Source organism: Nocardia terrae (genome assembly GCF_009760405.1).
Classification (GTDB): domain Bacteria; phylum Actinomycetota; class Actinomycetes; order Mycobacteriales; family Mycobacteriaceae; genus Nocardia; species Nocardia terrae.
On record NZ_WRPP01000003.1, the window covers coordinates 532,055 to 552,106 of the forward strand.

The window sequence follows — 20,052 nt, forward strand, 5'->3', positions numbered from 1 at the left end:
TCCGAGCTCGCTGTCGACCGGATCGTGGTTCACTCGGCGTTCACTGCCGATCCGACACCCGGAGTGACCCACGGCACATCCGCGACGGCAATGTCGGTCGGATCGAGATGCCCGTCGTCGATTTTCTGCAGTGCGTCGGAGAGGAATGCACCGATGCGCGCAAAGGCCGCTGAATCGGTCATGCGGTCGTGAGTCACCGGGATCAGATGGTCGACGATCGCTCCGGAGACGAACGGCTCCCAGTCCGACACCGATCGTCCGGCCACCGCGTGGGCCGGGTCGGCCGCGCCGAAGAACAACAGCGTGCCCCGATAGACGGCGGGCCGGAAGTCCTCCTCCATCGCCACCGTGCGCAAGGCCGTGTCGGCCACGCGTCGCACCAATTCGGGTGGCACGCCGTCGAGTTCGGGTGCGAGGGCCGTGTGCAGCGCGGCCAGCGTGGCCTCGTTCAGCTCGAGCGCGTCCTCGGTGCCGGGCAGGGCGTCCGCGAGCCCGCGGTTGGCGAAGGTCTCCCGGACATCGGCCCGGAATTCCGCCCGATCCGCCGCCGGGTACCCGTCGAGAATGGCGAGCAGCTCGACCGACTCTCCCCGGGCCTGCAGCATTGTCGCCATGGTGTGTGCGAGCTTGCCGCCGAGCGACCAGCCCAGCAGGCGGTAGGGCCCCTCGGGTTGGACGGTCTGCAGCTCGGCGATGTAGCGCCGCGCGATATCGGCGAGGGTGGCCGGAGCGAAGTCCGTTTCCGTCAGCGCGGGCGACTGCACACCGAAGATCGGCTGTCCGACCGGTAGCACGCGGGTCAAACCCGAATAGCACCAGGCCAATCCGACCAGCGGATGGACGCAGAACAGCGGCCGGGCCTCGCCCGCCGCCCGGATGGGCAGCATGACGCCGAGCGCGCCGGTCGGGTCGTGCCCGTCGAGCGCGCCGGGCGCGCCGGTCCGGGTGAGCACCTCGAGGCGGCGGGCCAGCCCGGCGACGGTGGCGTCGCCGAAGACGTCGGCGACGGTCAGTGGTGCGCCGGTCTCCTCCCGTAGACGGCCCACGACCCCGGTCGCCAGCAGCGAGGTGCCGCCGACCGCGAAGAAGTCGTCCTCGGCGCCGACCCGCTCCAACCCGAGCGCCTCCGAGAAGACCTCGGCAACCAGGGATTCAGCGGGTGTCGCGGGCTGCCGGTAGGCGCGGGGCCGCAGCTCGGGCGCGGGCAGGGCGGCACGGTCCAGCTTGCCGACCGGAGTCAGCGGCAACGCGTCCAGTACGACGATGGCCGCCGGGACCATGTAGGAGGGCAGATACGCGGCCACGTGCTGGGTCAATCGACCGGTATCCACCGTATGGCCGTGCACGGCAGTCACATACGACACCAGCACGGTTTCCCCGGCGGCGGTCTCCCGGCCCAGGGTCACGACGTGGTCCACCTGGTCGTGCGCGCCGAGGACCGCGTCGATCTCGCCGAGTTCGATGCGGAAGCCGCGGATCTTCACCTGGAAGTCCGAGCGGCCCATGTACTCGAGTTCGCGGGACGCTGTCCAGCGCACCACATCGCCGGTGCGGTACATGCGCTCTCCCGTCGCGAACGGGCTGGCCACGAACCGCTCGGCGGAGAGCCCCGCGCGGCCGTGATATCCGCGGGCCAGCGCACGGCCCGCCAGATACAGCTCGCCCGCGACGCCGGGCGGCACCGGGTTCAACCGCGCGTCCAGCACATAGGCGGCGACGCCGGGCAGCGGGGTCCCGATCGATACCGGCTGTCCCGCGGTGAGTTCCGCGTAGGTGACGGAGACGGTGGCCTCGGTCGGCCCGTATCCGTTGAGATAGCGGCGTTCCGGCTGCCACTTGGCGACCAGCTCCGGGGTCGTGGCCTCGCCGCCGGTCGATACCACCTCGAGGTCGTCGAGCCCGGCCGGGTCGACGGTGCCCAGCTGTGCCGGGGTGACGAGCAGGTGGGTGATCCGCTCGCCGCGCAGCAGCTCGTGCAGCTCCGCGCCGCCGACGATGTCGGGCGGTGCGATGACCAGGGTCGCGCCCGCGCGGAAGGCGGGCAGCCATTCCTCGATCGACTGGTCGAAGCTCGGCGAGCAGATGTGCAGCATCCGGTGATCGGACTTCAGGCCGAACAGCTCCACATTGTGCTCGACCAGGTCGCTCAGACCGGTGTGGGTGACGGCGACGCCCTTGGGGCGGCCGGTCGATCCGGAGGTGTAGATGACATACGCGAGCTGGTCGGGACGCAGCCGCCCGAGCCGGTCCGCGTCGGACACCGGCTCACCGGATACGTCCGCGAGACGCGCCTCGGTGGCCGGGTCGTCCAGCACGAGCCATTGCGGACCGTCCGGCAGCGCGGCCAGGTGGCCGGACACGGTGACGCCCAGGGTGATTCCCGCGTCCTCGAGGATGTAGCGCACCCGATCGGCGGGATAGGCGGGGTCGATCGGCACGAACGCGGCACCGCTGCGCGCGACCGCCCAGAGGGCCGTCACATTCCACGGCGAGCGCGGCAGCGCGACGGCCACCGGCGTCCCGGGCGCGGCCCCGTGTGCGATGAGCAACCGCGCCAGGCGTGACGCGTGGTCGTCGAGTTCGCCGTAGCTGATCGTGCGGCCGTCGAAGCGCAGCGCCGGGCGGTCCGCACCCAGGCGGACACCGTGTTCCAGCAGTTCCGGCAGCAGTTCTCCGGATCCGATCGCGGGCGTCTTCCGGACGAGTTCGCGGTACTCCGCGGCGTCCAGGAGCGGGAGATCGCCGACGGCGGCGTGCGGCCAGCGGGTCACCGCGTCCAGCAGGCCGCAGAACCGGTCGGCGAATCCGGCCACCGTGTCCTCGTCGAAAAGGTCTCGCGAATAGGAGAATTCGGCGTGCAGACCAGAGTCGCGGGTCTCGGTGATGGTCACCGACAGGTCGAACTCCTCGGCGGCGATATCCGAATCGATCGCTTCCACACGCAGATTCGGCAGTTCGAAGGTGCTCTCGGGCAGATTCCAGAACGACAGCATCACCTGGAACAGCGGATGCCGCGAGGTCGACCGGGCCGGATTGACGACCTCCACCAGTCGTTCGAAGGGCAGATCCGCGTGCGCGAACGCAGCCAGATCGACCTCCTGGGTGCGGGCCAGCAGCTCGGTGAAACTGTCCTCGCCCCGGACCGGGGTGCGCAGCGCCAGGGTGTTGACGAACATGCCGATGGCATCGTCCAGTTCGACCTCACCGCGACCCGCCACCGGGGTGCCGATGACGATGTCCTCGGTGCCCGACAGCCGCGCCAGCAGCACCGCCAGGGCCGCGTGCACGAGCGTGAACAGGGTCACCCGGTTCGCGCGGGCGAGTTCGTGTGCGGCCCGGCCGCATTCGCCGTCGATGCGGAAGCGGACGCGGCCGCCCGCTCCGGACTGGACCGCCGGCCGGGGGCGGTCGGCGGGCAGGTTCAGTTCGTCGGGCAGTCCGGCCAGCGTGGTACGCCAGTAGGCGGACTGCGTGGCCAGCAGGCTGGTGGGATCGTCCTCGGAGCCGAGCACCTCGCGCTGCCAGAGCGCGAAGTCGGCGTACTGCACCGGCAGCGGGGACCAGCCGGGGGCGTGCCCGGACACCCGGGCCGCGTAGGCGGTCATCACGTCGCGGGTGAGCGGGCCCATGGACCAGCCGTCGGCGCCGATGTGGTGGGCGACGAGAGCCAGGACGTACTCCGGGTTCTCGCTGTCGCCGGCCCGGAAGAGCCTGGCCCGCACCGGCACGTCGGTGGTCACGTCGAAGCCCGCCGCGAGGAATTCGATGATCCGGCCGGGCAGCTCCCGTGCGGGCACCGCGACCGGCGCGAGGTCCGGAAGCGCTTGCGCCACGGTCAGAATGACCTGCGACGGATCGCCCTCGGTGCGCGGATAGATCGTCCGCAGGATCTCGTGGCGTGCGAACAGGTCGGCGACGGCGGTCCGCAGGGCGGCCACATCCAGTTCACCGGTGAGCCGGATGGCGATCGGCATGTTGTAGGCCGCCGAGTCCGTATCGAACTGGTTGAGGAACCACATGCGTCGCTGAGCCAGGGAGAGCGGAATCGTGTCCGGCCGCTCCCGTGCGGTCAGCGGGATCCGGCCGCCCGTACCCGCGAGCTTTTCGACGCGGTCGGCGAGTTCGGAGACGGTGGTCGCTTCGAAGAGAACACGCACCGGCACCCGACCGCCCACGGCCGCGCCGAGTCTGGCCACCACCGCCGTGGCGATCAGCGAATTGCCGCCCAGCGCGAAGAAATCATCGTCCGCACCCACCCGCTCCACACCGAGCACCTCGGCGAACACACCCGCCACGATCTCCTCGACAGGAGTCGCGGGAGCACGGAACTCACGAGCACTGAAACTCGGCGCGGGCAGCGCCTTACGATCCAGCTTCCCGCTCGCGTTGAGCGGGAACTCGGCCATCGCCACCACGGCCGACGGAATCATGTACTTGGGCAGCGAATCCGACAACGCCGCCAGCAGCTCCGCACTCTCGACGAGGTGACCGGGGGCTGCCACTACATGCGCGACCAGCTGATCGCCGAGCTCGGAGGACATCACCGAGACGGCGGCCGCGCTGACCGAAGGCTGTGCCAGCAAGGCGGTTTCGATCTCACCGAGCTCGATGCGCTGGCCGCGGAACTTCACCTGGAAATCGGTGCGCCCGAGATAATCCAGATGCCCGCCCGCACGCCAGACGACCAGATCGCCCGTGCGGTACATGCGCTCACCGTGCCCGAAGGGATTGGCGACGAACCGATCCGAGGTCAGATCGGGGCGGCCCACATAACCGCGCGCCAATTGATCGCCCGCGAGATACAGCTCGCCCGGGACACCGGCCGGGACCGGACGCAGCCGCGAATCCAGCACGTACACCGCGACATTCCACTGCGGGCCACCGATCGGGACGCTCGCGCGCTCGTCACCGCGTGCCTGCCAATAGGTCACCGACACAGCGGCCTCGGTCGGACCGTACAGATTGTGCACCCGCGCCGAACAGACCCCGGCGAAAGCGGCCACGGTCTCCGGCGGCAACGCCTCACCGATCACGAAGACATCGCGCAGCGTCCCTAGACCACCCGCCACGGTGTGCGCGGCGAAAACCGTCAGCATCGACGGCACGAAATCGGTCACCGTCACCCGCTGCCGGGCAATGGTTTCCGCCACATAGGCCGGGTCACGATGCCCGTCGTGCGTGGCGACCACCAGCTTCGCACCCACCCGCAACGGCATGAAATAACCCCACAGCGAGACATCGAACGTCGTCGCCGTCTTCTGCAGATAGACGTCCTGCGGGGTCATCGGATACTCGGCCAGCATCCAGCTGATCTGGTTGTGGATGGCGGTATGGGAGACCGCGACGCCCTTGGGGCGACCGGTGGAACCGGACGTGAAGATCACGTACGCGGTGTGCTCCGGGCGCAGCGGGGCGAGCCGGTCCGCGTCGGTGACCGGCGCGTCGGAATAGCCCGACACATCCAGCTCATCGAGCAGCACGACCCCCGGTGCGGCGAGCTCGAAACCGTCGCGCGAGGTGGTCAGCAGGCATACCGGCCGGGCGATGTCGACCACGTACCGGTTGCGCTCGACCGGGTGGTCGGGGTCCAGCGGAACGTACGCGCCACCGGCGGTGAGGACGGCGTACATGCCGACGACCAGGTCCGGTGACCGCCGGATCGCGAGGCCCACCAGCGATTCCGGACCCACGCCCCGGTCGATCAGCAGCCGGGCCAGCCGGTTGACGCGCTCGTCGAACTCCCGATAGGTCAGCTCCACGCCCTCGTAGTGCACGGCCACCGCGTCGGGGAACGCCTCCACCGCACGCCGGTAGCCGTCGAGCAGCGCCTCCGCGCCGACGGGATGCCGGGTGTCGTTCCAGCCCAGCAGCATTCGGGCCCGTTCGTCGGCGCCGAGCAGTTCGATATCGCCGAGGGGCGTGGACGGGTCCTCCGCCACCGCGGACAGCAGGCGCACCAGTCGCTGCGCGAAGCCCTCGACGGTCGGCTGATCGAAAAGGTCCGTGGCATAGGTGAACACCGCGTTCATCCCGGCGGGCTTTCCCTCGTCCGCCTGGGGAAGCAGTGACAGCTGCAGGTCGAATTTCGCGATCGCACCGCCGGTTTCGACGGACTCGACGGAAAGTCCCGGCAGTTCGACGCGCGGGGCATCGAGATTCTGGAAGAACAGCGCGACCTGGAACAGCGGATGATGCGCCCGGGTCCGGACCGGATCGAGGACCTCGACGAGCCGCTCGAAGGGCAGCTCCGCGTGCGAGAACGCCGCCAGATCCGTTTCCTTCACGGTCCCGAGCAGCTCCGTGAACGAGGCGTCGCCGTCGACGCGGGTCCGCAGTGCCAGGGTGTTGACGAACATGCCGACGAGATCGTCGAGCTCGGCCTCACCGCGACCCGCCACGGGGGTCCCGATCACGATGTCGCCGGTACCGGACAACCGGGCCAGCAGTGCGGCGAGGGCACCGTGCCACACCATGAACGGCGAAGCGCCCGCGGCATGGGCGAGTTCGCCGATCCGCGCGACCAGTTCCGCGTCGATCGCGAAGCTGTGGGTCGCGCCCCGCCCCGAGGCCACGGTCGGCCGCGCCCGGTCCGCGGGCAGTTCGAGGCGGTCGGGAATGCCCGCCAAAGCCGTTCGCCAGTAGTCGATCTGGGTGGCGGCGAGTGATCCCGGTTCATTCTCGTCGCCGAGCAGCGCGCGCTGCCACAGCGTGTAATCGGCGTACTGGACCGGCAGCGGACGCCAGTCCGGGGCCAGACCGCCGAGCCGAGCCAGATAGGCCGTCAGCAGATCTCGTGCGAAGGGTCCGGTCGAGAAGCCGTCGGCGGCGATGTGGTGCAACACGATCGCGAGCACGTGGTCGTCCGGGCCCAGCCACGCCAGCTCGACGCGCAGCGGCACCCGCGCCGACACGTCGAATCCGGACAGGGCCCGTTCGGCCAGCCACGCGAGGATGTTCTCCTCGGGTACCGGCTGCGGGACGATCTCCGGAATCACCTCCGCGGCAGGAAGAATCGACTGGTAGCCGGTGCCGTCCACGGCGGGGTACACGGTGCGCAGCGCTTCGTGCCGTTCGATCAGGTCGCCGAACGCCGCCCGCAACGCCACGACGTCCAGCGCACCGGTCAGCCGCAGCGCGAACGGGATGTTCTCGGCCGCCGAACCGGTATCGAACTGGTTGAGGAACCACATCCGCTGCTGCGCCGGAGACAGCGGGACGCGTTCCGGACGCGGACGTGGTTCGAGCGCCGCGCGCCCACCCGCGCCCTCGAGTTCGGCCAGCTCGCGCGCCAATTCGGACACCGTCGGCGCGGTGAACAGCAGCCGGCCGGGCACCCGGGCCGAGATCAGCGCACCCAGCCGCGCCGCGCCGCGGGCGGCGATGAGCGAATTGCCGCCCAGGCCGAAGAAGTCATCGTCCGCGCCGATCGGATCCACCGTGCCCAGCAACTCGGCGAACACCTCGGCGACCAGGGTCTCGAGCCGGCCCACCGGGGCCCGGAACTCGGCCACACGCAACCGGGGCGCGGGCAGCGCCCGGCGATCCAGCTTCCCGACCGGGGTCAGCGGAATCCGGTCGAGCACCGTGATGACGGTGGGCACCATGTGCGCGGGCAGGCTGCGCCCGGCCAGGGCCATCAGCTCGTCGGCATCGACGACGGCAGCACCGTCGGCATGCACGTACGAGGCCAGAATCGTTGCGCCATCGGCGAGTTCGTGCCCGATGGTGACCGCGAAGTCCACGCTCGGATGTCCCGCGAGCACCGCGTCGATCTCACCGAGCTCGATCCGGAAGCCACGAATCTTGACCTGGAAGTCATTGCGCCCCAGATACTCCAGATCCCCGGACGCCGCCTGTCGCACCAGATCGCCCGTGCGGTACATGCGAGAACCCGCCGGGCCGAACGGATTCGCCACGAACCGCTCCGCGGTGAGCCCGGGCCGATCGTGATAACCCCGGGCCAGCTGGTCCCCCGCGAGGTACAGCTCACCCGCCGCACCGTCGAGGCTCGGCAGCAGCCGCTCGTCGAGCACGTATTCGAGGACACTGCGCAGCGGTCCGCCGATCGTCACCGGCGCGTCCGGCGTCAGATCGGCGGTATTGGCCAGAATCGTCGCCTCGGTCGGCCCGTACCCGTTCACGAACCGTCGGGTGCGTCCGTCGGACAGCGGAATGGCCCAGCGCCGCACCAGATCCGGCGGGCACGCCTCCCCCGCGACGACCACCGCCTCCAGCGCGTCGAGCCCGCTCGGATCTACCGATGTGAGCGCCGCCGGCGTGATCATCATGTGCGTCACCCGCTCGCGCCGCAGCAGCGCCGCCAGTTCCGGACCGCCGTAGACCGTCGGCGCGGCGACGACCAGGGTCGCGGCCGCACCGATCGCGAGCAGCAGCTCACCCACCGAGACGTCGAACGACGGCGAGATCACGTGCAGGACCCGGGAATCCGATGAAGCGGCCAGGAGCTCGCGCTGCACGCCGCTGTACACCGAGGCATTGGCCTGCGTGACCACCACGCCCTTGGGCAGGCCGGTCGAACCCGAGGTGTAGATGACGTAGGCGGGGTGGTGCGCGTGCAGCGGGCGCACCCGGTCGACATTGGTGATCAGCTCGCTCGACGCGGCCGCCAGCCGGGCCGCGCCCGCCGGGGCGTCGATGACCAGCCACTCGACCGCACCGGGCAGCCCGGATTCGATCGCGGCGATCGTGATACCCGCTACCGCACCGGAATCGGTGACCATGTGGGCGACGCGATCGGCCGGGTATTTCGGGTCCACCGGTACGAATCCGGCGCCGGCCTTGGCAATGGCCCACACCGCGACGATCGATTCGATCGAGCGCGGAATTCCCACCGCCACCAGATCTCCGGGGCCGATGCCCTGCTCGATGAGCAGTCGGGCCAACCGTGTCGAACGATCATCCAGTTGGGTGTACGTCAGGGTCGCCAGGGTGGCCGAGTCGTCGGCCAGGACGAGCGCGAGGGCATGCGGATCGGATTCGACCGCGGCCGAGAGCAATTGCGGCAGGGTGGGTATCCGGGGACCTCGGGTCCGGACCGGGCGGGTTCGGTTCGAGCCGGGCCGTCCAGCTCGTTGTGCGGCATTCTCGAGCGGATTGCCCCCGGCCCAAACCATTAGCCACTCCCCATTTTTCACCGTTATCGCGACGTCGACTCAAACGTTCCAATACTGGACGAGCGTATAAATACCGGCAAGTCGTACAATGCGAGATAAACGGGACTTATAGCGTCACGGTGGAAAACGAGTCATGCCCGACCACCAGCGGCGACCGGGCATGACCAGTTTCGATAAGGGGAACCTCGACCCCGTTAACTCATTGCTTACTTTCCACGGAAACCATCGTGGTGACCCAAGGCACAAGGGCGGCAGCGCTATCCGCCGGTCCCTCGTCGACGATGACCGCCTGCAGATCCTCCAGCGGTTCCGTACCCACTTCCCCGAGCCCGGCCAGATCGCTGAACAGGTGGGTCACCCATTCCTCGGCGAGGGCATCGGCGAGCGAATCGCCGGACTCGACCGTCATGATCACGACCGACGCACCGCTGGCACCGGCGGCCAGCACCTCGACCGCGGCCGCGGGCACATCGGAACGGCCGCGGCGGAAGGTGCGCGACTCGAAGGTCAACTCGGTGCTCGCACCGATCCGGCTGACCAGCTCGGCGAGCTCGTCGTAGGTCAGGACGCGGTCACCGGTGACGAAGGCCGGATCGCCGCCCTGCAGGGCCCGGGTCCGGTTGGCGTAGGTCACCGGGCGCGGCGAGGCCGCCGCGATCTCGGCGGCCAGCGCCGGATCGGTGAGGACCAGCCAGTCGACATCATGGGTGGTGCCGCCCGCGATGGCGGTCAGCCCGACCTTGATCACCAGATCGGCGGGCAGCTCCGCGCCGGTCACCGGCACCAGGGCCGCACCGGACTTGAGCACCGCCCAGGTGGCCACGACCGCGCCGATGCCGCGATCCAGGCGCACCGCGACCCCGGTCCCCGGACCGCAGCCGCGGCCGATGAGCACCCGCGCCAAACGCGAAGAGCGAGCGTCGAGTTCCTGATACGACAGCGCACCGTCGCCCCACACCAGGGCGGGACCGTCCGGATCGTCCTCCACCGCCGCGGTCAGCAACTGCGGCAGCTGGGTGCCGCGGGTGACGGCCGCGGTCTGGGCGACCGGCGCGGCGGCCTGCGGACGCGCCTGCGCGCCACCGAGTTCGATGTCCCCGACACGGCCGCGCGGATCGGCGGCCACCGCGGTCAGCACCCGCGTCAGCCGTTCGCCGAAGGTGCGGATGGTGGCCTCGTCGAAGATGTCGGAGGCGTAGGTGAGCGCGCCCACGAGCTCGCCGACGGTGCCGTCCTGCTCCGACAGCCGCGGGTCGATGGTGACCTGCAGATCGAACTTGGCCGAGACCGCCCCGGTGTCGAGCGCGGTGACCGACAGCCCGGGCAGCTCCAGCCCGGCCTGCTCGGTGTTCTGGAACGACAGCACCACCTGGAACAGCGAATCCTGGCCCTGGGCACCGCGATCCGGGGCGACCGCCTCGACCACCCGCTCGAACGGGATGTCCGCGTTGCCGTAGGCGGCCAGGTCGGTCTCGCGGGCGGTGTCGACGAGCTCGCCGAACGACGCCGCCGAATCGACCGCCGTGCGCAGCGCGAGGGTGTTCACGAACATGCCGACCACATCGTCGAGGACGCGTTCGCCGCGGCCCGCGATGGGCGTGCCGATGGTGACGTCCCGCCCGCCCGAGAGCCGCGCGAGCAGCGCGGCCAGTGCGGCGTGCACCACCATGAACAGCGAGGCATTGTGCTCGCGGGCAATGCGATTCAGCCCCTCGTGCACCTCGGCGGGCACCGTGAAGGTGGTCGCGCCGCCCTCCATGGTCCGCACCGCCGGCCGGGGCCGGTCCAGCGGCAGGCCGAGGGTGGTCCCCGCGCCGTCGAGCCGATCCCGCCAGAACGCCAATTGCGCCGCGGCGACCGAATTCTCGTCGTCGTCGGTGCCGATGACCTCGTGCTGCCAGAGCGCGAAGTCGGCGTACTGCACCGGCAGCGGCGTCCACGCGGGCGGAACACCCTGGGAGCGAGCCACGTACGCCATCATCAGGTCGCGGGCCAGCGGCGGCAGCGACGCGGCGTCGGCGGTGATGTGGTGCACCACCACGACCAGGTAATGCTCGGTCCCGCCGTCGCCGTCGGTGCACAGCAGCGCCCGGATGGGAACCTGTGCGGTGACATCGAATCCGCCGGTGAGCACCGCGGTCATGCGTTGCAGCGCGTCGGCCCGCGGCCCGACCTCGAGCCCATTGGGCAGCACCTGCTCGACCGGCAGGATCTCCTGGTAGGCAATGCCTTCCGCGTCCACCGGGTAGCGGGTGCGCAGCGACTCGTGACGCTCGAGCAGGTCCAGCACCGCCCGGCGCAGCGCCGCGATGTCGAGGGTGCCCGAAAGCCGCAGCGCCAGTGGGATGTTGTAGGCGGGCGATTCGGGATCGAGCTGGTTGAGGATCCACATGCGCTGCTGGGCCAGCGACAGCGGCACGTGCGCAGGCCGCTCGCCCGCCACCAGCGCCGGGCGGTTCCCGGCCGCACCGGTCACCACGCGGGCGGCCAGCGCCTCGACCGTGGACGCCTCGAACAGTTCGCGCACCGCGAGATTCGCGCCCAGGGCCTCGTTGATGCGTGCCACCGCGCGGGTGGCCAGCAGCGAATTGCCGCCGAGGGCGAAGAAGTCGTCGTCCACGCCGACCTCGGCCGCGCCCAGCAGGGCCGCGAACTCGGCGGCCACCACGCGTTCGGTCTCGGTGCGGGGTGCGCGGAACTCGACGGAGCTGACGGTCTCCGGCGCGGGCAGCGCCTTGCGGTCCAGCTTGCCGTTCGGGGTGAGCGGCAGCACGTCCAGGGCCACGAGGGCGTCGGGAACCATGTAGGCGGTGAGGAATTCGCCGAGCGCGGCCTTCATCTCCGCCGGATCGACGAGGGTGTCGGCCTCGGGCACCACATATCCGACCAGCTGATCCACGCCGTGGTCGGTGCGCACCAGCGCGACCGCCTGGCTGATGCCGGGCAGGCGTAGCAGCGCCGACTCGATCTCGCCGAGTTCGATGCGGAAGCCGCGCAGCTGCACCTGCTGGTCGCTGCGGCCCGCGTACTCGAGATTGGCCTCGCCGCCGAAACCGACCCAGCGGCCGACGTCACCGGCGCGGTACATGCGCGAACCGGGCGGGCCGAACGGGTTGGCCACGAAGCGCGCGGCCGTCAGGCTCGGGCGGCCCAGGTAACCGCGCGAGAGCTGCGCGCCGTCGACATAGATCTCGCCCGCGACCCCGACCGGGGCCGGGTGCAGCCGCTGGTCGAGCACGCGCGCGCTCAGGCCCGGCAGCGCGCGGCCGATCATGCTGCTCGGCTGCTCGGCCAGCTCCTCGTCCAGCGCCAGGAACGACACGTGCACCGTGGTCTCGGTGATGCCGTACATGTTCACCAGGCGCGGCGCGTCCGCGGGATGCCGGTCGTACCAGCGGCGCAGCTGGCGCAGATCCAGTGCCTCACCGCCGAATACGACGTAGCGCAGCGCCAACTCACCCCAGCCGGAGGGGTCGCTCGCGCCCGCCGCGGCCCGATCGGCCTCGACGAGCTGGTAGAACGCCGACGGCGTCTGGTTGAGGACCGTCACCCGCTCGCGAATCAGCAACTCGCGGAACTGCTCCGGCGACCGCGAGGTGAGGTGGTCGACCACCACCACCGCGCCGCCGTTGGCCAGCGCGCACCACAGTTCCCACACCGAGAAGTCGAAGGCGAAGGAGTGGAACAGCGTCCACACGTCGTGGTCGTCGAAGTCGAAGTGCGCCTGGGTGTTCGCGAACAGCTCCACCACATTGCGGTGGGTGACGCCGACGCCCTTGGGCACACCGGTCGAGCCGGAGGTGTAGATGACGTAGGCCAGCTGGTCCGAGCGCAGCGGCGCACGGCGCTCGGCGTTGGAGACCGGGGCGGCCGAGTAGCCGGTCGGCTCGTCCAGCAGCACCACCGGAATGTCCCCGGCGGGCACCGCGTCCCGTTCGGCGGCGGTGGTCAGAATGGCGACCGGGCGGGAATCGCCCAGCATGAACTCCAGCCGCTGCGCCGGGTAGGCGGTGTCGATCGGCAGGTAGCCCGCGCCCGCGACCAGCACCGACAGCAGCGCCACCGGCAGCTGCTCGGTCCGCGGAACCGCCACGGCCACCAGCGATTCCGGTCCCGCGCCCGCGGCGATGAGCCCGCGCGCCACCCGGTTGGCCTGCCGCATGAGCTCGCTGAAGGTGAGCGTGGCGTCACCGAAGCGGACCGCCGTGGCTTCGGGATGCTGCGCGGCGCGCGCCGCGATCAGATCGACGAGGGTCACGTCCGGCACCGGCGCGCCGGGCGAATTCCACTCGTGCAGAACGAGATCGCGCTCGCCCGGGGCGTAGATGTCGATATCGCCGACCACCGCGTTCTCGTCCGCCGCGACGGCGGTGAGCAGCCGGGTCAGGCGATCGGCGAAGTCCTGCACGGTCGCCGGTTCGAACAGATCGGTGGCGTAGGTGAAGGTCAGCGCGACGCCGGTGGCGGCGGGCCGGTCGGTCACGTCGAGTTGCAGGTCGACCTGCGCGACCCCGTTGCCGTAGCCCGGGTTTCCGGCGGTGATCAGCACCTGGAACGGCGGCTGACCCGCCGCGCCGCGGATCGCGTCGAGAATGCCGGACAGTCGCTCCGACGCACCGCCGGGACGGCCGAACGCCTCGGCGTCGGCGCTCCCCACCCGGTCGAGCAGCGCGGCGAAGGTGCTGCCCGGATCCACCTCGGTGCGCAGCACGATCGCGTCGGCGGGCGAAACGGCGAGGGCCGCAGGGCGATCGGAAGACACCGCGCCCATGGCGATCTCCCGGGTCCCGCCCGACAGACGCGACAGCAGCACCGCGAAGGCCGCGCGCACGACGGTGAACACGCTCGAATCATGTCGCTGCGCCAGACGATCCAGCGCCGAGTGCACCTCGGGGTAGAGATCGAAGTGCAGCTCGTTGCCGCGGCGCGACGGCGTGGCCGGGCGCGGGCGGTCGGCGGGCAACTCCAGGCGACCGGCGGGCGCACCCGACAGCCACCAGTTCGACTGTGCGGCAACCGCATCCGGCGATGCGCCGACGAAGCGGCCGACGAGCGCGCGCAGCAGGGCGGCCAGCGATTCGGCCGTCGAGCCGGACACGGCGTCGCGGCGGTGCCAGATCTTGAAGCGCAGGCGCGCACCGGATTCCACCACGACGGTCACCGGGTAGTGGGTGAAGGTCACGCCCTTGATCCCGGCCACCTCGAGGCCGTCGATGGCGCCGCCGGCGGCCTGCAGCCCCTCGGCGTCGACCGGATAGGACTCGTAGGCGACCAGCGAGTCGAACGCCGCGCCGATCCCGGCCGCGCTCTGCACCTCGGCCAGCCCCAGGTAGTGGTGCTCGAGCAGACCAGCCTGCTCGGCCTGCACCCGGCCCAGCAGATCCCGCACGGTCCAGTCTTCGTCGAAGCGCACCCGCACCGGAATGGTGTTGGTGAACAGGCCGATCATGTCGTCGACGCCGTCCAGCTGCGGCGGGCGGCCCGAGACCACCGCGCCGAAGACCACGTCGTCGCGGTCGGTCAGCGCGGACAGAATGAGCGCCCAGGACGCCTGCACCACGGTGTTGACGGTGACCTCGGACCCGGCCGCGAAGGCCGTGACGGCCGCGGTCTCGGCCTCGGAGAGCTCGAATTCGATTTCGCCGTAACCGATCTCGGGGTCGGCGGGGCGCGTCAGCACGTTCTCGACGAGGGTGGGCAGCGCGCCGGTCAGGGTCGTCCGCCACTTCTCCAGGGTGGCGTCACGGTCCTGGCGCGAGAGCCACGTCAGGTAGTCGCGGTAGGGCCGCACCGGCGGCAGCAACGACGAATCCCCGTGCATCGCATAGGAGATCAGCAGATCCTTCATCAACAGCGGCAGCGACCAGCCGTCGAAGAGCAGGTGGTGCGTGGTCAGCACGAAGTGGATGCGCCCGGACACCGTGCGGTACACCGTGAATCGAATGAGGGGCGCGACGGCCGGATCGAATCGGGTGCGCTGATCCTGTTCGAGCAGGGTCGGCACATCCGCGTCGGCCACGTCGTCGATGACCTGCCACGGTGCTTCCAGCCCGTCGACCACGACCTGCACCGGCGTCCCGTCGGCCGCGGGCACGAAGGCCGCCCGCAGCGCGGCGTGCCGATCCAGGATGGCGCGCGCCGCGCGGCGCATGCGCTCGAGATCGACCGTGCCCGCGAGCTCGAGCGCGAACTGGGTGACGTAATCGTCGGCCGCACCGGCGGTCATGAGGGTGTGGAAGTACAAACCCGAGGCCAGCGGCGAGAGCGGCAGCACGTCCGACAGGCCCGGGTATTCGCGCCGCCAGGAGTCGAGCTCGACCTGGGTGGCACGCACCAGCGGCACGTCCGAGGGCGTCAAACCGCCTGCGGCCGGGTCCTTCACGTGGCGGGCGACCGCGCCGAGCGCGGCCACCCAGTCCTGCGCCAGCTCGCGCACCGCGGCCTCGTCCAGGATCTCGGCGGCGTACTGGAACGACACCGACATGCGGGGTCCCGCCTCGCCGTCGGTGACGATGGCATTGATGTCGACGACGGTGCTCACCGGCATCGCGAGGTCCTGATCCACCTCGAGCTCGCCGAGCGCGTCGGTGGGCAGCCAGCCCGCGCCCGCCGGAGCTTCGGCGATCTCGCCGGTCGAGATCCGGCCCAGGTAGTTGAAGCCGATCTGGGCCACCCGGCCCGTCAGCTCACCGGCGCTCGCCGCATCGAGGTGACGCAGCATGCCGAAGCCGATTCCCTTGTCGGGCATGGCCAACAGCTGTTCCTTCACCGAACGCAGCACCGCCGCGGTGATCGCGCCACCCTCCAGCGCCGCCGCGGTGTCGAAGCCGGTCAGATCCAGGGCGACCGGGTAGACGGTGGTGAACCAGCCGATGGTGCGGGTGATGTCCGCGCCCGGAACGACGCTCTCCTCGCGACCGTGGCCCTCCATGCGGACCCGGGTGACGGGCGCGTCGACGCCGCGGCGATCCCGCCACGACCGCACCGCCAGCGCGAGCGCGGCCAGCAGGCCGTCGTTCACGCCGCCGCGGTAGAGCGCGGGCACCTCGGTGAGCACGGCCTCGGTGACCTCCGTGGGCACCTGAATGCTGAAGCGGCGCACCGTCGCATAGGTGTCGACCGACTTGTCCAGGGCGCGGGCGCCCAGCAGCGGGTCCGGCGAGGTGAGCGCGCGACGCCAGTAGTCGAGCTCGCCGCGACGCGCGTCCTCGGTCGCGACCTCGGCCAGGGCGTGGGCCCAGCGCCGGAACGAGGTGCCGACGCCCGGGAGCGCCGGGCGCTGTCCGGCCGCGCGCTGCACCCAGGCCAGCACCAGATCCGAGATGAGGATGCGCCAGGAGACGCCGTCGATCACGTAGTGGTGCGCGGCGACGAGCAGCACATCGGCCGCGTCGGGGCGGCGCAGCCAGGTGACCGCGACCATGCGGCCGCCGATCGGGTCCAGCGCGGCCAGGGTGGAATCCATTGCGGCGCTGCCCAGTCGGGCCAGTTCCGCACCCTCGACACCGGCGGGCAGCTCGACCTCGGCGATCAGCGCGTTCGCGTCCACGCCCGCGGCCGGGGGCACCTGCAGCGACCAGGTGTCACCGTCGCGCTGCAGCCGGGACCGCAGCACATCGTGGTGGGTCAGGACGGCGTTCAGGGTGTCCGCGATACCGGTGCGGTCGATACCTTCCGGCAGCCCCAGCACCATGGTCTGCGAAAAGCGTTCCGACACACCGTCGGCCAGGTATTCGGCCAGCACCGGGGTCAGCGGGATCTCGCCGATGCCGCCGCCGGGCAGCTCCTCGAGCTTCACGATCTGGGTGTCGTCGCCGACCACGGCCACCTTGGCCAGCCCGGCCACGGTCCGCTGCTCGAACACGTCCTGCGGGGTGAAGACGATGCCCGCCGCGCGCGCCCGCGACACCAGCTGGATCGACAGGATGGAGTCGCCGCCGATGGCGAAGAACGAGTCGTCCGCGCCGACCTCTTCGGCCCGCAACAGGTCCGCGAACAGTTGCGCCAGTTGGGTTTCCACCGGACCCGACGGCGGTCGCGAGGTGGTTGCCGGGAACTCCGGCTCGGGCAGCGCGGCGCGGTCGAGCTTGCCGTTGGAGGTCAGCGGCAGGTGGTCGAGCACCATGAGGGCCGAGGGCACCATGTGCGCGGGCAGGCTGCGCCCGAGCTCCTCGGCGACCGCGGCGGTGTCGACGGTGTGGCCCGGGGTCGGCAGGACATAGGCGACCAGCGCGGTCGCGCCCGAGGGCAGGGTCTTGCCGAGGGTCACCGCGAAATCGATGTCCGGGTGCGCGGTGAGGGCGTTGTCGATCTCGCCCAGTTCGATGCGGAAGCCGCGGATCTTCACCTGGAAGTCGGAGCGACCCAGGTATTCGATGACGCCGTCCTCGCGGCCGTACCGCACCAGGTCGCCGGTCCGGTACAGGCGAGCGCCCGGATTGTCGGCCCCGGCGAAGGGGCTGGCCACGAAGCGTTCCGCGGTCAGGCCCGGACGGCCCAGATAGCCCTGCGCGAGAGCGGGACCCGCGAGGTACAGCTCGCCGATGACGCCCGCGGGCACCGGCCGCAGCCGGGTGTCGAGCACGAACGCGCCGACGCCCGGGATCGCGGTGCCGATGGTGATGGGTTCGCCCGGCACCATCGCCGCCGAGCTGGTGGCGAGGATGGTGGCCTCGGTCGGACCGTAGCCGTTGTAGAAGGCCCGCCCCGGGACCGCCCAGCGCGCGACCAGTTCCGGACCGAACTTGTCACCGGCCACCACCACGACGCGCAGCTCGTCCAGGCCGCTCGCCTCGACCGACTCCAGCGCGGCGGGGGTGATCAGCATGTGCGAGACGCGTTCGCGCCGCAGCAGTTCGGCCAGGTCGTGCCCGCCGAAGACGGTCGGCGGCGACACCACCAGGGTCGCGCCCGAGGAGAAGGCGAGCAGCAGTTCCAGCACCGAGACGTCGAAGTTCGGCGAGCACACGTGCAGCACCCGCGAATCCCGCTCGACGCCGTAGTGCTCGCGCTCGGCGGCGACCAGCGCGGCCAGACCGGTGTGCGTGACGACGACGCCCTTCGGGCGGCCGGTCGAGCCCGAGGTGTAGATGAGGTAGGCCGGATGCTGCTCGGTCAGCGGACGCACCCGGTCCGCGTAGGAGATGGGGTGCGCGGGCCGGGCCTCGATGCGGGCCGCGTTCCCCGGCTCGTCGAGTTCCAGCCAGGTGACGCCGTCGCCCAGCGCCTCGCGGTGCTGCGAAGTGGTCACACCGAGCACCGCGCCCGAGTCGGTCAGCAGGTAGTCGATGCGATCGGCCGGATACTTCGGGTCGACCGGCACGTAGGCCGCGCCCGCCTTGGCGATGGCCCAGACCGCGAGCACCGATTCGATCGAGCGGCTGATCCCGATGGCGACCACGTCACCCGGGCCGATGCCGCGTTCGATGAGCTCGCGCGCCAGCCGCGAGGAGGTCTCGTCGAGTTCGCGATAGGTGAGTTCCCGCTGGTCGGCGGGAGCGCCGGTGGGGTTGAAACGGATCGCCACCGCATCGGCCGCGGCCTCGACCGAGGCCGTCAGCAGCTGCCCGAAGAGCAGGCTGCCGGACCGGCGGCGACGGCTACCACGAGCTGAACGGCGGGCAGTATCCATTCGAGTGTCTTCACCTCTCGCGTTCATCAGGTCCCGCTCGGCCGAAGCGAATTCGGCATCCAGCCGACGGCGCGAGCGCATGCCGTCAGTTGTGGGGGCGGTCTGAGCAATCCTATACGGGCGCATCGGCGGGAATTCCCGCACGATCTCTGTTCACTCACCCATCGGCGCGAGAGCGCCGTCGCGTTGCAGCTTCATCAACGCGAGTGAAATACACCACAATTCAGGGCCGATTCCACCGCGACGCGGCGGCGGATCGACCGGCGATTCAGAGCCAGCCGCGGCGTGTGGCCTGCACTCCCGCCTGGAAGCGGGTGCTGGCGCCGAGGCGTTCGAGCAGGCTCGCGGTCCGGCGCACCACGGTCCGGCGCGAGAGGCCGAGCCGGCGCGCGATGGTGTCGTCGGTCGCGCCCATGCTCATCAGCGTCAGGATCGCCTTGTCACGCTCGTCGAGGGCCTCGGCCGGGTTCACCGAGATCGGCGTGGACATGAGCCACAGCGCGTCGAACGTCTTGACCAGCAGGTCCAAGGTGGGCGACGGGCCGACGCGCACGCCCATGGGGTCGCCGCGGCGTTCGTCGGTGTGCAGCACCAGCACCGCGCGCCGATCGTCGGCGACGATCAGCTTCATGGGCGGATCGGGCAGCGTACGCGCCTGCGCACCAACCGCATTGGTCGCGAGCACGTGCCGCAGCCGCTCCGGGTCCTGGTAGATGGTCTCCTGGTACAGGGTCCGGTAGTCGATGCCCGCCTGAATGCGCGAGGACTTGAGCTCGAACATCCGCTCCTCGGTCTCCACGTCGGAGAGGAACGGGCCGCGCTCGACCACCTTCACGCAGGCGTGCGCGGTGTGCTGCAGGTCCTCGAAATCGGCCAGCAGCTGGCGGCGTTCGTAGACCGCCACCACCGCGCCGTCGGCGTCGGCGGTGCGACGCACCGAGCGGAAGGTCTCGCCCAGCCGCGCCGCCGCCGACTGCATGCGCAGCATGTCCTGGTTGCGGCGGCGAGTCTCGGCCTCCGACAGGGCTTCCGGGGCGTGCGCGTCGAAACGCACCACACCCTTGCCGTCGGTGAGCCGGACCGCGGCCTCGAGGTGACACAGCGCCTCGAGGGCGGATTCGGCCACCCGGGGCGGCACGGTCAGCCGCTCGGCCACCTCGAGCACGGTCGAGCGCGGGTGCGCTACGAGCACGGCGTAGGAGCGGCCGGGCAGCGAGGCCGGGTCGAAGAGATCGTCCAGTGTCGTCACCGCGCCCACCGGCGGTCGCCGGTCCGGAAATCGTCCGG

General features: G+C 70.7%; 3 protein-coding genes. All 3 read right to left on the reverse strand.

Annotation, left to right across the window (positions count from 1 at the left end):
• Positions 1-29: 29 nt before the first annotated feature.
• A complete protein-coding gene (locus GPX89_RS17740; protein ID WP_157388642.1) occupies positions 30-9,134 on the reverse strand; it encodes a non-ribosomal peptide synthetase in 9,105 nt (3,034 codons plus the stop codon).
• Positions 9,135-9,333: 199 nt separating this feature from the next.
• Positions 9,334-18,765, reverse strand: coding sequence for a non-ribosomal peptide synthetase (locus GPX89_RS44655; RefSeq protein ID WP_235947487.1), 9,432 nt, complete (start codon positions 18,763-18,765; stop codon positions 9,334-9,336).
• 268 nt (positions 18,766-19,033) lie between these two features.
• Complete coding sequence (locus GPX89_RS17760) at positions 19,034-20,014, reverse strand: helix-turn-helix transcriptional regulator (protein WP_328601945.1); 981 nt, start codon at positions 20,012-20,014, stop codon at positions 19,034-19,036.
• Positions 20,015-20,052: the final 38 nt, after the last annotated feature.

Excerpts from the sequence above, each read along its gene's own strand:
- GPX89_RS17740 (WP_157388642.1), bottom strand. The coding sequence starts at position 9,134 with ATGGTTTGGGCCGGGGGCAATCCGCTCGAGAATGCCGCACAACGAGCT.
- GPX89_RS44655 (WP_235947487.1), bottom strand. The coding sequence starts at position 18,765 with ATGGATACTGCCCGCCGTTCAGCTCGTGGTAGCCGTCGCCGCCGGTCC.